Annotated in this window: 12 protein-coding genes and 1 other annotated feature; of the genes, 7 read left to right on the forward strand and 5 right to left on the reverse strand. The window is 43.3% G+C overall.

The genetic code is table 11. The features are described from left to right. Positions 1–89 precede the first annotated feature (89 nt). The gene (gene helD, locus NIT04_RS00250; RefSeq protein WP_252501611.1) at positions 90–2,426 is read right to left on the reverse strand and encodes an RNA polymerase recycling motor HelD; all 2,337 of its coding nucleotides are present in this window, start codon (positions 2,424–2,426) and stop codon (positions 90–92) included. Between the two features lie 253 nt (positions 2,427–2,679). Then, positions 2,680–3,150 (reverse strand): inner membrane protein YiaA, encoded by a 471-nt coding sequence (yiaA, locus tag NIT04_RS00255; RefSeq protein WP_252501612.1) that lies wholly within the window; start codon positions 3,148–3,150, stop codon positions 2,680–2,682. A gap of 311 nt (positions 3,151–3,461) precedes the next feature. Here yiaA and NIT04_RS00260 point away from each other — a divergent pair, with 311 nt between their 5' ends. From NIT04_RS00260 to brnQ, 6 genes are all read left to right on the forward strand, one after another. Then, positions 3,462–4,769 (forward strand): ABC transporter substrate-binding protein, encoded by a 1,308-nt coding sequence (locus NIT04_RS00260; RefSeq protein ID WP_252501613.1) that lies wholly within the window; start codon positions 3,462–3,464, stop codon positions 4,767–4,769. Positions 4,770–4,845: 76 nt separating this feature from the next. After that, entirely contained in the window at positions 4,846–5,751 is a 906-nt protein-coding gene (locus tag NIT04_RS00265; RefSeq protein WP_252501614.1) for a carbohydrate ABC transporter permease, read from the forward strand. After that, the gene (locus NIT04_RS00270) at positions 5,751–6,656 is read left to right on the forward strand and encodes a carbohydrate ABC transporter permease (RefSeq protein WP_252501615.1); all 906 of its coding nucleotides are present in this window, start codon (positions 5,751–5,753) and stop codon (positions 6,654–6,656) included. The genes NIT04_RS00265 and NIT04_RS00270 overlap by 1 nt, the downstream gene beginning before the upstream one ends. Before the next feature lie 38 nt (positions 6,657–6,694). Beyond that, positions 6,695–7,819 (forward strand): ABC transporter ATP-binding protein, encoded by a 1,125-nt coding sequence (locus NIT04_RS00275; RefSeq protein ID WP_252501616.1) that lies wholly within the window; start codon positions 6,695–6,697, stop codon positions 7,817–7,819. 75 nt (positions 7,820–7,894) lie between these two features. After that, positions 7,895–8,146 (forward strand) — a binding site (T-box leader). A gap of 70 nt (positions 8,147–8,216) precedes the next feature. Then, a complete protein-coding gene (locus NIT04_RS00280; RefSeq protein ID WP_252501617.1) occupies positions 8,217–9,023 on the forward strand; it encodes a YitT family protein in 807 nt (268 codons plus the stop codon). An 11-nt stretch (positions 9,024–9,034) separates the two neighbouring features. Then, on the forward strand, positions 9,035–10,336 hold the full coding sequence (gene brnQ, locus NIT04_RS00285; protein WP_252501618.1) for a branched-chain amino acid transport system II carrier protein: 1,302 nt from the start codon (positions 9,035–9,037) through the stop codon (positions 10,334–10,336). Between the two features lie 56 nt (positions 10,337–10,392). Here brnQ and NIT04_RS00290 read toward each other — a convergent pair whose 3' ends face one another. The 3 genes from NIT04_RS00290 to NIT04_RS00300 form a co-directional block, all read right to left on the reverse strand. Next, positions 10,393–10,986 (reverse strand): NADPH-dependent FMN reductase, encoded by a 594-nt coding sequence (locus tag NIT04_RS00290; RefSeq protein WP_252501619.1) that lies wholly within the window; start codon positions 10,984–10,986, stop codon positions 10,393–10,395. Between the two features lie 18 nt (positions 10,987–11,004). Continuing rightward, positions 11,005–11,988 (reverse strand): ring-cleaving dioxygenase, encoded by a 984-nt coding sequence (locus tag NIT04_RS00295; protein ID WP_252501620.1) that lies wholly within the window; start codon positions 11,986–11,988, stop codon positions 11,005–11,007. 250 nt (positions 11,989–12,238) lie between these two features. Next, positions 12,239–12,622, reverse strand: a complete 384-nt coding sequence (locus tag NIT04_RS00300) for a RidA family protein (RefSeq protein WP_252501621.1) — start codon at positions 12,620–12,622, stop codon at positions 12,239–12,241. 293 nt (positions 12,623–12,915) lie between these two features. Here NIT04_RS00300 and ncs1 point away from each other — a divergent pair, with 293 nt between their 5' ends. Further along, positions 12,916–14,346, forward strand: a complete 1,431-nt coding sequence (gene ncs1 / locus NIT04_RS00305; protein WP_252501622.1) for an NCS1 family nucleobase:cation symporter — start codon at positions 12,916–12,918, stop codon at positions 14,344–14,346. Positions 14,347–14,373 lie beyond the last annotated feature (27 nt).

The following is a 14,373-nucleotide window of genomic DNA, read 5'->3' on the forward strand; positions in this document are numbered from 1 at the left end:
AAGGGGCTGTCTCAGAAAATCAGTTTTCACTGGCTTTCTGAGACAGCCCCTGAAATTTACATAATGCTGCTTGTTTACAGCCAATTACATTATGCTCGGACGAGACTTTCCTCCGAAACGTTTTGTAATAACGGAGTCGGTTCTCCGACGCTAAACAATTGCAAATCATGCATCGCTCTTGTGCACGCTGTATAGTAGATTCTTCGCAGGCTCTCTGTACCGTAAACTTGCTTCGATGCATCATAAATGATGACGGCGTCAAATTCAATGCCTTTAGCCAAATACGAAGGCACGACGACAACTCCTTGCTCGTACTCCATTGAACCGATTCTCAATAGTTTAATGTCGTCGATGGTAGACAAGGCTTCATATGCACTTCTGCTTTCCTCGGCTGATTTGCATATGATTGCAATTGTGTTGTATCCGGCGACTTGAAAATCTGCTACTTTGGAGGCGATGCAACGATGAAGCTCTAGGTAATCAGCCACTTGTTTTAGCTCAGGAAGCTCGCCTTCTCGGTCAAAAGGGATGATCTGCTCGCCGTTGGGCACTAATTTTCGAGTAAATTCGATGATCGGCTTTGTGGAACGGTAGCTTCTTGCCATATTGATCACTTCTGTTTCATTGGGTCCGTATAGGCTTGTAAGCATGTCAAAATCAACCGTTTCGCTCGCATGGGCGAATATCGCCTGATGAAAGTCTCCTAACACAGTCATTTTTGCCGATGGAAACAATCGTCTCAAAAACTCGAATTGGAAAGGTGAATAATCTTGCGCCTCGTCAACGACGATATGTTTTATTGTTCGATTCGCCTGAAAGCCTTGGATGAGCTCGTTCAAAAGTAGAAATGGGGTAGCGTCTTCATAAGACAGAAGATCTTCATCTAACATGTTGAGTGTTGCTTGACAGATTGTCGGCCATTCCGCTGGTGTGTCCCCAGTCATCCATTGATTGATTTCTAAAGGATTAGCAAAAAGCTGCTGATAGATTCCCTTTATGTCGATGAACTCAAATGCCTGGACTAGTTTCCGTAACGGCCTCAACCTCTGTTGCACAATCAATTTAGCAAGCTCTTTTGGCTCCATCTCATAATCTGCGCTCGCCTCTTTTGTAAAGCCATGCTTTTTCGCTAAGTGCGCATGTGCCTTATGGTATTCCTCGTCGCTAAGCAGCTCGATTCTCTCCTGCACCCACGGTTCATCCCACTCAGCCCTTTGCGTTTCATTTATTCTCTTCAGCAGCCAATCTTTCAACTTTTCAAGACGATTATGGAAGCGGAGTGATATGTCTGTACTATAAAACCTTTCCGCCATTTGTTCTGCAGTCACAATCGGCTTTCCTCTAAACAGCAAGTCTTTGAACAGCATTCCTGAAACCTCTAACGACTCTCTATACGATTCGATTGCTCCAAAGAAAAGTGGTGATGCTTTGAAGCGGATGCTTTCAACCCTCGATTGATAGGAAGGGGAGTCTGTTGCAGTTAAAACGTATTCCAATTGATCATAAGGGTTCTCAACTTGAAAGTTCTTGCTTAACCGATGATTCAAGTATTCCTGAAATGTCACTTGTTGCATATTTTCTTCGCCTAGCTCTGGCAGCACATTGGATACATAGCTGTTAAACAGCGTATTCGGGGAAAATAGGATGATTTGATTGGCATTCAAGCTATCCCGGTATTTGTACAGCAAATAAGCGATTCGCTGCAAGGCGGCTGACGTCTTCCCGCTGCCGGCGGCTCCGTGAACAATCAGAAGCTTTCCTTTGTCGTGGCGGATGATCCGGTTTTGCTCCTGCTGAATCGTCGCTACGATGCTTTGCATATGCTTGTCGGTACCTTTGCCTAATACGATTTGTAAAATCTCATCCCCGATTGTGACGCTCGTATCGAACATCGATTGGAGAACGCCACCGCGAATCAAATACTGCCATTTCTTCTCCAGTTTTCCATGGATGAGGCCAACGGGTGTTGCATAAGAGGCGACTCCGGGCTGATAATCGTAATAGACACTCGAAATCGGAGCCCTCCAGTCGTAGATCAGAAAATCTTCACCACTGTCATCAGATAGTGTTGAAATACCAATATAGATTTGTTCTGCAGTCGAATCGCCTTCCTCAATGAAATCAATTCGCCCGAAATAGGGCACTTCCTTCATCCGTCGCAGCGTTGACAACCTTTTGGACGCGTGTCGATGAGTGGTCTGGTTGACTGCCAATGCTTGCGCTTCTTGCCTTAGACCGATAATCGTTTCAAGATAATCGTCAAACGTATCTACATTGACCTTGACCTCATCCCAAAAATGCCTGCGAATAGTAACGACCTCATTCCGCTGCCGGGTTGTGTCTTCCTCCAATTTGCGAATTCGTCCCGTAATGACTTCCACTACATTGTCTACTCGTTGCTGCTCTTGCTGAAAAGTTGATTTCATAGCGCACACTCCTTAAAAAATGAGTAAAAGGGTTGACTGATGAATAAGTTGTGTTGTACAATTAAAATAGGGATAATACATTCATTTTAATTATACAAAGTCTATCCTTATAAATTTACCATAAGATCTCATGTTGTTCAATGGGTGGACAATGAATTTGTGCTATTTCGAGCAATAAACGATAAAAATAACAAAGCATGACCCCGTTCTGCATGCAGAACGGGGTCATGCTTTATTTAAAATAGATTAAAACTCAATCCATCTCTCTAGCTTTCTGTGTGTCCCGGATGTTTTTCTGAACTGTAATGGCTGCAAATACACTTAGAACAAAAGCCATGCCGTAAAACCCTTTTTCACTTAAAACGATGCTCCCTGCATTGTACAGGCCGATGCCCATGAGTAATATCGAAATAAGAAGTGCAAGCCAGCTAATGCCGTAGTAAATATTCGTTACGGGAATTCCTTCATCTTTATCTCTTACGGCTTTTTGTAAAGATACAGATGAATAGAGACCGAAAATTAGTATTGCAAAGTAATACCCTTTTTCATTCAGCTCCATTGTTGCGTTGAACAAACCTATTAGATAAGCCGAGGCCCCGATTAACAGCGCTGCCCAGGAAGCCCCTTTGAAAGCGGCAGTTGGTTCCCCATCTTTTCTTTCCACTTTCATCTTTGGTTCACTTCGATTCTCCCTGTCAAATAAATCTTCAATATCATTTTTCATTGAAAATTCACCATCCCTTTAGAATTATCATATCCAAACGTATTTAAATCGGCAACAATTTTTTCCATTACTCTCACCCTAATTACTACTATGTTATTCACCAGATAGGTTTAAATGACTGTTTCGATGTTACGGACACACTTGAAACATAATCACTTCTTCACAATTACAAAGCAATAGGTGGAAAATATTAAGAGGCAATTTACAATAATTTTATTTTAATAGGTTTATAGTTAGGCTAACTGGGTAAGTAGATAGGTAGGAAGGAAATAGTATGGATTTCTTCGTATTTTTTAGGAGGGGATGAGAAAGTGCTCAGGAAAAAACTTATTCCGTTGTTTTTTGCCATGCTGCTTGTCTTGTCGGGATGTGCAGGTTTCAAGACGGGCGACAGCACGAGCGCAGATAGCGGGGATAAAGTCGTCATTGATTTTTGGAGTTTTTGGGGGTCTGAGATCAGGCGTCCGGTCATTGATAAAATCGTAGAGGATTTCAACAAATCGCAAGACAGGATTGAAGTGAAGCATACATTCGTTCCATGGGGGGACATTTGGACGAAGGAGCTGGCGGCAATCGCGGCAAAAAATCCGCCCGATGTCGTCATAAACGATATTAATGCGACGGCGCTCCGCGGACAGAAGAACCAGGCGATGAACCTATCGAAGTTCCTTGAAAAGGATGATATTTCGGGTAGGTTCTATGAGGAGCTTTGGAATGCGACCCTTTACGAAGGGGATTCATACGGCATTCCATTCAATACGGACACGAGAATCCTTTTTTACAATAAAACAGCGTTCAAAGAGGCTGGACTGGATCCGGAAAAACCACCTGCCACTTGGGACGAGCTTTGGGAGTACGCGGCAAAGCTTGATGTGAAGAACGGAGATACATATGACCGGATCGGATTTTATCCGCTCTGGGGAGTGAATTCGGATGTGTGGATGCTCAATTCGGACGGGAAAAACTTCTTTGATGAGGATGGCGTTCCGATCATCGATACGGAAGCGAACCGGGAAACACTTGAATGGGTATTGGATTGGCACGAAAAATACGGTGCCAACACGATCAATTCCTATAAGTCGCAAATTGATAGCCAGCAAGGGAATCCGTTTTTCAACGGCAAGCTTGCGATGTATGTAAACACACCTACATTTTACACGCAAATCCGTGACTATGCGCCGGACCTTGATTTTGGCGTAGCAATGCTGCCTGAACGTGAGCAGGGGAGTGGCAATACGAGTTGGGGCGGCGGATTCGTCGCTGAAATTCCACAAGGGTCGAAGCATCCGGAAGAAGCATGGGAATTCATCAAGCACCTGACGGATGTAGAAGCACAGGAATACTGGGCTGTAAAAAACTTTGACAACGTCGCGAATATCGAAGCGGCCGAAAGAGCAGCGAAAAACAAAGAGATGCCGGACAGGGACAAAGTGGTTTACCAAATGGCAATTGATAATATGGAAAATACTCTCCTGACGCCAGTGCCTGTGCACGCGCCGGATTTCGTGAACTTGATCAATCCTGAATTGGATTCGATTCTTCTCGGGAAAAAATCTGTTGAACAAGGATTAAAGGACGCACAGCAATCCGTTGAAAAACTGGTCGAGAAAAGCAAATGAACGGAAGTGTGGGGAGAGCAAAATTGCTCTCCCTGTTTTTACTACATAAAAAAGTCGATGCAAGGGAGGGAACCGAATGCGGAAAAAATTGAATTATAAACGGATGGAAGGGCTGCAAGGGTATGTATTCATACTTCCTTGGATTATCGGATTCCTCGTCTTCACAGCAGGACCACTCATCTTTTCTTTTGCGGCAAGTTTCACGAACTACAATATTACGTCTCAGATGGATTTTATCGGATTTGAAAACTATGAAAATCTTTTTGCTGCCGATAATCTGTTTTGGACATCCTTATATAACACATTCTATTACGTACTGTTTTCCATTCCGTTAACGACTGCTGGAGCAATCTTTTTATCGGCATTGCTCAATCAAGACGTACCGGGCATCCGTTTCTTCAGGACAATCTATTATTTGCCGGCAGTGCTTTCCGGGGTGGGGGTTTACCTTCTTTGGATGCAACTGCTCGATCCGGGAACCGGTTTAGTGAACACCGTCCTTGGATGGTTCGGCATTCCAGGACCCAATTGGCTGTTTGATCCCGATTGGACGAAGCCGGCACTTATTTTCATGAAAATGTGGAGTGTTGGGGGAGGAATGCTTCTATACCTTGCAAGCATGCAAGGGGTATCGAAGTCGCTGTATGAAGCTGCAAAAATTGACGGTGCAAGCAGTTGGCAGCAATTCCGGTTTATTACAATCCCGATGATTACGCCTGTCATTTTCTTCGATATCGTCACAAGCCTGATAGGCGGGTTTCAAATTTTCCAGGAAGCATATGTCATGTCGAATGGAGAGGGCGGGCCGGTGAATTCGATGCTCTTTTATAATTTATACATGTGGAAGAAGGCGTTCGAAGCGTTCGACATGGGCTATGCGATGGCGATGTCATGGATCCTCTTCATCATCGTTTTCATCATTACAATCATCAACTTGAAACTTGCGCCACGCTGGGTTCATTACGAAGGGGAGGAGAGATGATGGAAGAAGTCGTTAAAACTGAAGAGGCGAAAAGGCTTGAAAAAACAAATTCAAATCCGGCTTATTTCGACAATATACATACGAAAAGGAAGCTGTTGTCGCTTATTAATTTCATCTTGCTTGCAGCAGGCAGTCTGCTCATCTTGTCGCCGATCTGGTGGATGATTTCCACTTCTCTAAAATCGATGGCGGAAGTGATGACGTATCCGCCGACATTTTACCCTCATGAATGGAATTGGGACAACTACATCAAAACGTGGAAAGCAGCCCCATTCGACACGTATGCGATCAATACGATCACAATTACGCTACTCGTCGTCATTGGCAGTGTCCTTGTCAACTCTTTTATCGCGTACGGTTTTGCCAAAGTTCCGTTCAAGGGAAGGAATATCCTATTTGCTATCGTCTTATCGACGATGATGATTCCAGGCTTTGTAACGCTCATTCCACAATATGTTCTGTTTTCAAAATTGCAATGGATCAATACATATTATCCGCTCGTCGTTCCTGCCTTTTTCGGGAGTGCATTTTTCATCTTCCTATTGCGGCAGTTTTACATGACGATTCCGAACGAACTCATTGAGGCTGCGAAAATGGAAGGGGCGAGTCATTTCCGTATTTGGTGGACAATCGGTCTTCCGCTTACGAAACCGGCACTTGCAACTGTGGCAATCTTTTCATTCAATGGCGCATGGAACGACTTTTTAGGCCCACTTCTCTACTTGAACGATGAGAGCCTATATACGCTCCAGCTCGGCTTGCAAGTGTTCAAAGGGGAAATGAATACACAATGGAACTATTTAATGGCGGGGTCGCTCCTCGTACTCCTTCCGGTCATTATCCTGTTCTTCTTCTTCCAGAAATACTTCATTCAAGGCATTAACTTGCAGTCTGGAGGGAAGTGAACAGCAGCTGTTCATCAATAACGAAAGAGGGTATCCGCATGTCGAAAATTGTATTAAAAAACGTATATAAGCACTTCGATAAAAAGGTGACTGCTGTCTCCGATTTCAATTTGACCGTGGAAGACGGTGAATTCATCGTTCTTGTCGGACCTTCCGGATGTGGCAAGTCGACCGTCCTGCGGATGATCGCAGGATTGGAAGAGATTTCATCAGGTGAGTTTTACATCGACGGGAAGCTGATGAACGATGTTCCTCCGAAAAGCAGGGATATCGCGATGGTCTTCCAAAACTATGCGCTTTACCCGCATATGACAGTCTATGACAATATGGCTTTTGGATTGAAAATAAGGAAGTTCAAAAAGGATGAAATAAAGAAGCGTGTAGAAGAGGCGGCTGAAATTTTAGGACTTGAGGAGCTGCTTCATCGGAAACCTAAGGCGTTGTCAGGCGGTCAGAGACAACGTGTAGCACTCGGACGATCGATCGTCAGGGATGCCAAGCTGTTCCTTATGGATGAACCGCTTTCGAATCTTGATGCAAAGCTACGCTTCCAAATGCGCGCGGAAATCGCAAAGCTGCATCAGCGGCTGAAAACGACATCAATTTACGTCACACATGACCAGACGGAAGCGATGACGATGGCGAGCCGGATCATCATCATGAAAGAAGGCGTCATTCAACAGATCGGGACGCCGAAAGACGTGTACGATAATCCGGAAAACACGTTCGTCGGCGGATTCATCGGTTCTCCTTCCATGAACTTTTTTAATGGGAAAATCGAGGGTGACCAATTCGTGACGGAAACTGTCCGCATCAATGTGCCTGAAGATAAGATGGCGTATTTGCGGGAGCAAGGTTATACAGGTAAGGAATTGACGATGGGAATCCGTCCTGAGCATATCCACCTACAAACAGACGAGAAGGAGGCGGGAGGGGCAAATCCAATCCTGTCAAAAATCATCGTGTCCGAACTGACCGGGGCTGATACACTCCTTTATTCAATGCTCGGCACGCAAGAATTGATAGCCGAAGTCGAATCACGGACAAATGTGTCCCCGGGTGAAGATGTCTATTTGACGTTCGATATGAACTGCGCCCATTTTTTTGATCAAAACACCGGTAGAAGAATCCGACCTGTCGAATCGGCAGCTTTAGTTGGTTGAGTGTTTCAAATATTATGAAATGACTAAAGCGTATTGACTTTTCTAATCACTCTCTGCTAGATTAAGTTGTAATAATAATAATCAGTGACGAGAAATAGTAAGAGAAGAATGCTGTTCTCTAGAGAGTCGACGTTTGGTGAAAGTCGATGGACAGGTCTTATCCGAAAATCATCTCCGAGATGCAAAGCTGAAAAAAGTAAGCTTTGCCGGAATTCCGCCGTTATATGGAACACGTATGATCGTACGTTGACTGAGAGCCGCTCTGTTTCTTCTTTGGGGAAACTTGCGGAATATGGGTGGTATCGCGAGCACAAACTCGTCCCTACTTTAGGGGCGAGTTTTTTTATGCGGAAAATTGAAGAGTTAGGTTACAAATTAATAAGGAGGTTCAATCGTTGTGAAAAATTTAGTTGTCGTCGCAGGTTCGTTAATTGTCGCATTTGCTTTCAATTTCTTTCTCGTCCCCTATGGGATACTTAGTAGTGGAATTAGTGGGATAGCTATATTAATCGGATTGATCACTCCATTTGATATTGGTCTAATGAATCTCTTGCTTAATTTGCCTTTGCTCATTTTAGGGTACTATAAACTCGGAAGACTGATTACTTTCAATACATTGATTTGTGTTGTATCACTTTCCGTTTTCTTATATATGTTGCCAGTTGTCCCTTTGACAGATAATATCTTATTGGCGACGATCTTTGGAGGAGTCGTAAGTGGGATTGGTGTTGGCTTTATATTAAAATACTCCGGCACTTCGGGTGGTTTGGATATTATTGCAATCATCCTTTCCCGAACGAGTAATGTAAGTATCGGACTTCTTCTGACGGGCATGAATGGCATCATCGTTCTTATTTCCGGTGCTGCCTTCAACTGGAATATCGCTTTATACACACTTTTGTCTATCTATTTGACCGGTAAAATGATTGATAGCATTCATACGAATCACATTAAACTAACGATGCAGATTGTCACTTCGAAAGGGGAGGCAATACGGGAAGATTTATTGAAATCCATCTACCGGGGCATTACGATTACAGAGGGTTATGGTGGCTACACCCAAGAGAAGAAACATATTTTAATGACGGTCGTAACACGTTACGAAATGTTACAAGTGAAAAAGATTGTCCGTGATTATGATGAGACTGCATTCATTAATATATTTGAGACTGTTGAAGTTGACGGTGTTTTTGCTAAGAATTAGGAGGATTTACGATGAGTAGAAAAAATGTGTTGTTTTCAGGGCTTATGCTCTTTTCATTATTTTTCGGGGCTGGTAATCTGATCTTTCCGCCCCTTCTAGGTTTGGAATCAGGGAATAACTTTGGCCCGGCGATTACCGGTTTTCTTATTACAGGTGTCCTGCTGCCATTCATGGCAGTTATGGCCATCTCGCTGTCTGAAAACGGGCTAATATCTATTGGCAGCCGGGTGCATGGACTGTTCGGCTTGATTTTTGCAATTATCATTTACATGTCGATTGGTGCTTTATATGGTATTCCAAGAGCTTCAAACGTCGCATACGAATTAGGCGTTAAACAGATCGTAGATGTCGATGGCTGGCTTGCCCTATTTCTATTCTCTTTACTATTTTTTGGTGTGACCTATTTCATAAGTTTGAATCCGAAGAAAATCGTCGATCACATCGGACAGCTCTTAACACCTATTTTATTGCTAGTCTTGGCTTTGCTTGTAATCCGTGCCTTCATTAAATTCGAGGACATCGCTTCACCTGCGGTAGGAAATTATGCATCATCCCCATTCGTCAAAGGATTCGTCGAAGGGTATTTCACGATGGATGCTGTGGCGGCGCTGGCGTTCGGGATTGTCGTTATCAACGCCCTGAAAGATAAAGGTGCAACATCCAAATCGGAGCTCGTGAAAGGGACGTTGGGAGCAGGTGTCATAGCGGGTCTTGGACTTGCCGTTGTTTACGTCTCCTTAGGATGGATTGGAAGAGTAATACCGAGGGAAAACGACTTTGCCAATGGTGCAGAGATCTTGACTGTCGCTTCCGACATTTTATTCGGTAGTGGTGGGGGGCTTCTGTTCGGTGTAATTGTCACTTTGGCATGTCTGACGACTTGTGTCGGCTTGATCAATGCCTGTTCCAGATTTTTCAATGAAATTTATCCGAAAATTCATTACCGTTCTTATGTCGCTATTTTTGTATTAATCGGCTTGTTGGTGTCTAATTTGGGGTTAAATACGATTCTTAGTTTGGCAGTGCCATTGTTAGTTTTCATTTACCCGATTTCCATTGTGTTGGTGATCCTTTCCTTGTTCCAGCATTTTGCAGGTGGAGGGAAGATGATGTATCGGCTTTCAGTATCCGTGACAGCGGTTTTTGCATTATACGAGGTATTGACGAACATTGGTTATAAGATGGAAGTCTTAACGGGAGTGCTAGGTGTTGTGCCATTCTTTGAGCACGGACTCGGCTGGATCTTGCCTGCATTTGTTGCTGCAGCGGTTGGTTATGGGATGGATAAATTCAAGGGGGAAGTCCAAAAATGAAAAAAGAGTAACCATCCTTTTGCTGTCCGGTAGCAAGGAATGGTTACTCTTTTTTATTATCGAATTGTTTTCAATGCTGTTGCCCAAGGGATGACTTGGTCGAGCATTTGGTTAACGGATGAGGCTTGTACTTCTTGTGGTTTGAAATCCGTTCCGTTTTCAAAGTCAGTAAATAGTGATAGTGCAGGGTGGACACGAACGTCCGCTACGGATAGTTCACCTAGGATGCCGCGTAAATGTTCTGCTGCACGAGCACCGCCTACTGAACCGTAAGATACGATACCAGCTGCTTTGTTGTTCCATTCTTCACGCAGGAAGTCTAGTGCGTTTTTCAGTGCTCCAGTAATGGAGTGGTTGTATTCTTGAACGATGAATACGAAGCCGTCTTGTTTCCCAACGATCTCTGACCATGCAGCTGCTCCTGATGCGTCGCTTCCTGGCTCACCGAGCAACGGCAATTTGTAATCTGCGATGTCAATTACTGTATAAGTAGCGTCTCCGCGTTGATCTGCCAATTCTTTTACCCAAGCACCTACTTGAGGGCTCACACGGCCATCACGAGTTGATCCTAAAATAATACCGATATTTAAATTTGTCATTGTTTGTTCCTCCTGTTTGTTAGATCCAAATAATTTGTCGAAAAGTCCCATCTTTACAATTTCACCTCCTCATAAATATTCTTTATCAAATTTCTTTGTACTGCGAACAGTGTCGATTGGTCGTACAAGGCCCTCGATTTCTTCGCGTTTGCTTTCAAAGAATGGCGGTAATGATAGCTTTTCCCCAAGTGTTTCATACGGCTCATCTCCCATGAAGCCAGGACCGTCCGTTGCCAATTCAAACAGAATAGAAGGCGTGATTCTCGTATATAAGGAGCCGAAGTAATAACGTTCTACATAGCCCGAGTTCGGCAATTGAAAGCTATGCAGGCGTTTTTGCCATGCATCTATGTCCGCGCGGTCATTTACACGGAACGCCGTATGATGGACGGTGCCAAAACCTTGTCGTGCTTGAGGTAGAACGGCATTATATTCAACAACAATTTGAGCACCGTTGCCGCCCTCGCCCATTTCAAATAAATGGAATGCACCTTCATGTGCAATTTCCTTCATCACAAATACTTTCTCCAAGATTTCTTTCACATGATCGAAAAATGATGTGCGGATATGGACAGGTCCAAGTCCTGTAATGGCAAACTCCAAGGGGATTGGTCCTTTTTGCCATGGAGTTCCTGATTCTACTCCTTTATTGAACTCATCAGAAATGAGTTCGTATCGCTGATCGTCAAAGTCCACAAATGACAGGATCTTTTTACCAAATTGCTCCTGAATGCCTTCGTGCTTCACGTCAAATTTGTCGAAGCGTTTCACCCAATACTCCAGTGCTGCATCGCTTGGTACACGGAAGGAAGTTTTGGAAATCTCGTTTGTTCCATGTACTCCTTTTTGAATTCCAGGGAAATCAAAAAATGTCATATCCGTTCCTGGATTGCCTTCATCGTCTGCGAAAAATAGATGATACGTTTGAATATCATCTTGGTTCACTGTTTTCTTGACGAGGCGTAAACCTAATGTATACGTAAAGAAATCATAGATCTTCTCTGCACTGCTCGTAATGGCAGTTACGTGGTGTATGCCTTTTAATTCGTTCATTTGCATCGGCCTCCTATACTTTATCTTGAATTCGAGATATATAAGTAAAAAAATATTAGATTATCAACTAACTTTATTTAGTTCTATTACTTTCGTTTGAATTAATTTATCTTTAATTCAAGATAATAATAACATGCCTATAACTCCTCGTCAATAATTTCGTTTTGGAGAATGAAAAAAGCATCCGGAAAGGTAGTTATACTTCTTTCCAGACGCCTTCTATATTGTTTTGCACTAGTTGAATTTCAGTTTAATTAGGCTTTTTTGCAATCGCTTCGATTTCCACGTCTGCTCCGAGTGGCAGTGCTAAAACTGCAACACACGTTCTTGCGGGATAAGGTTTGGAAAACTTCGTTGCATATACCTCGTTCATTGCGGAAAAATACTTCATATCTGTTAAATACACATTAACTTTTACAACATCATCAGGTGTGAGGTTAGCTGCTTCCAACGCCTCGAATAAATGATCAAAGCAAAGCTCAGTTTGTTTGCCGATGTCACCTGAAATGTTTTCTGCCGAAGCGGAGTTCATTGCGGTTTGCCCGGATAAATAAACTAAATCGCCCGCGTCTACCGCAGCCGAGTATGGACCTGATGCTGTTGAGCCCTTTACCTCATAAGCTTTTCTTGCCATCATAATTCCTCCTTCATTTATGAGCTGATATTCCATCATAGCTTAATCAGCACTCTTTGTATAGAAGTTGAGTGTTTTCATCATACGAACCTCCTGTTCTCGGCGGATTTTGCACTTGTATGTTTGTAATGCAAAGCTTATTGGATATAGAAGTAAGATGAGACGCATAATAGGGAAAACCGAGTTCGCACAACGATGAATAATGAGAGCGGATTAGTCGAACATACAAGTGTGATAAAGACTTTGTGTATTGCATACATGCAAATTCAATCCTAACCAGGGGGTCGATCCGATTGGAGGAACTCAATCGAGAGCATTTAAGAAAAGAAGGTTTTAACGACGATATCCTGCCGACGAGGCCAGAGGAACGAAGCTGGAGTATCGGAAATTATGCGTCTGTATGGATGGGTTCCGTACATAATATTCCGAACTACATTGCCATCGGCGGACTTTTTGCTTTAGGGTTGTCAGTTGGACAAGTTTTCGCTGCCATCATGGTTGCATCGATTATTATATCGGTAGTAATGGTGTTGAATGGGCAGGCTGGATCTAAATATGGTTTGCCCTTCGCTATGCTAATCCGCTCATCTTTCGGAACGAAGGGTGCAATGGTTCCAGGGATATTGAGAGGGGTAATTGCCGCAATTATGTGGTTTGGTTTTCAAACATATGCAGGAAGCCAAGCCTTGTCCATTCTCATCGCGAAGATGTGGCCGCCGTTCCTGACATTAGGCGGGAATTGGAGTCTTTTAGGGTTGTCGTTGCCCGCGTTAATTTCATTCTTACTATTTTGGCTGTTCAACGTTGCTTTAATTTATGGGGGAATGAAATTTCTGGGGAAGTTTACAAACATCCTCTCTCCGATTGTCTATGTTGTTTTTGGCGGTATGGCAATTTGGGCAATTAAATTAGCCGGTGGGATTGGCCCGATCTTAGCTTACACAGGTGCTGGAGTCAGCGGTAATCCAGTGGTCATCTTTATTGCAGCAATCACTGCTGTCATTGCTGCTTGGGCGGCTCCGATAGTAAGTGTATCGGACTTCACAAGATTGGCCGTCTCCACGAAAAGTCAGGCGATCGGTCAAACAGTCGGGTTAGTTGTTACTTATTTATTGTTTGCTATCGCAAGTATTTCGATTATTGTAGGGTCTGAAATTGCCTTTGGAACTCCGATTTGGAATGTGCTTGACGTAGTTGCCCGATTTGACAGTACTTTTGCAATTGCGGTATCTGTCCTAACCCTTTGTTTGACGACATTATCCGTGAACGTGACAGGTAATATTGTTCCCGCCGGTTATCAATTGGCATCGCTATTCCCGAAAAAGCTGACGTTTAAATCAGGTGCAACGATTGCCGCGGTCATTGGCGTACTCGTCATGCCGTGGAAATTGATGGAGAATGCGACAAGTATCTTTACATTCTTAAGTATTATTGGCGGATTATTGGCTCCCATCGCAGGTGTTATGCTCGCCCATTATTTTGTCGTTTCAAAAACAGAAATAGACTTGGGGGAATTGTATTCAAAGAACGGAAAATATAATTATAAAAACGGTTTTAATGGAAATGCCCTAATCACATTAGCTGTTTCTGGGGTTCTTTGCTTAATCGGCAATGTTGTCTCGTTCTTTGAACCGTTATATGAAATGTCTTGGTTTGTAGGAATTATATCGGCCTTCATCCTTTACAGCTTGCTGGAAAAGCGCAGAACAAAGAAGGCACATTGAATTGAATGAAAAAATATGGAGGGATTT

Origin of the sequence: Sporosarcina sp. Marseille-Q4943 (assembly GCF_943736995.1) — a bacterium.
Lineage (GTDB): Bacteria > Bacillota > Bacilli > Bacillales_A > Planococcaceae > Sporosarcina.

Bases quoted from the DNA above. Each gene is read 5' to 3' on its own strand.
- helD (WP_252501611.1), bottom strand. From the start codon at position 2,426: ATGAAATCAACTTTTCAGCAAGAGCAGCAACGAGTAGACAATGTAGTG.
- yiaA (WP_252501612.1), bottom strand. From the start codon at position 3,150: ATGAAAAATGATATTGAAGATTTATTTGACAGGGAGAATCGAAGTGAA.
- NIT04_RS00265 (WP_252501614.1), top strand. From the start codon at position 4,846: ATGCGGAAAAAATTGAATTATAAACGGATGGAAGGGCTGCAAGGGTAT.
- NIT04_RS00270 (WP_252501615.1), top strand. From the start codon at position 5,751: ATGGAAGAAGTCGTTAAAACTGAAGAGGCGAAAAGGCTTGAAAAAACA.
- NIT04_RS00275 (WP_252501616.1), top strand. From the start codon at position 6,695: ATGTCGAAAATTGTATTAAAAAACGTATATAAGCACTTCGATAAAAAG.
- brnQ (WP_252501618.1), top strand. From the start codon at position 9,035: ATGAGTAGAAAAAATGTGTTGTTTTCAGGGCTTATGCTCTTTTCATTA.
- NIT04_RS00290 (WP_252501619.1), bottom strand. From the start codon at position 10,986: ATGGGACTTTTCGACAAATTATTTGGATCTAACAAACAGGAGGAACAA.
- NIT04_RS00295 (WP_252501620.1), bottom strand. From the start codon at position 11,988: ATGAACGAATTAAAAGGCATACACCACGTAACTGCCATTACGAGCAGT.
- NIT04_RS00300 (WP_252501621.1), bottom strand. From the start codon at position 12,622: ATGGCAAGAAAAGCTTATGAGGTAAAGGGCTCAACAGCATCAGGTCCA.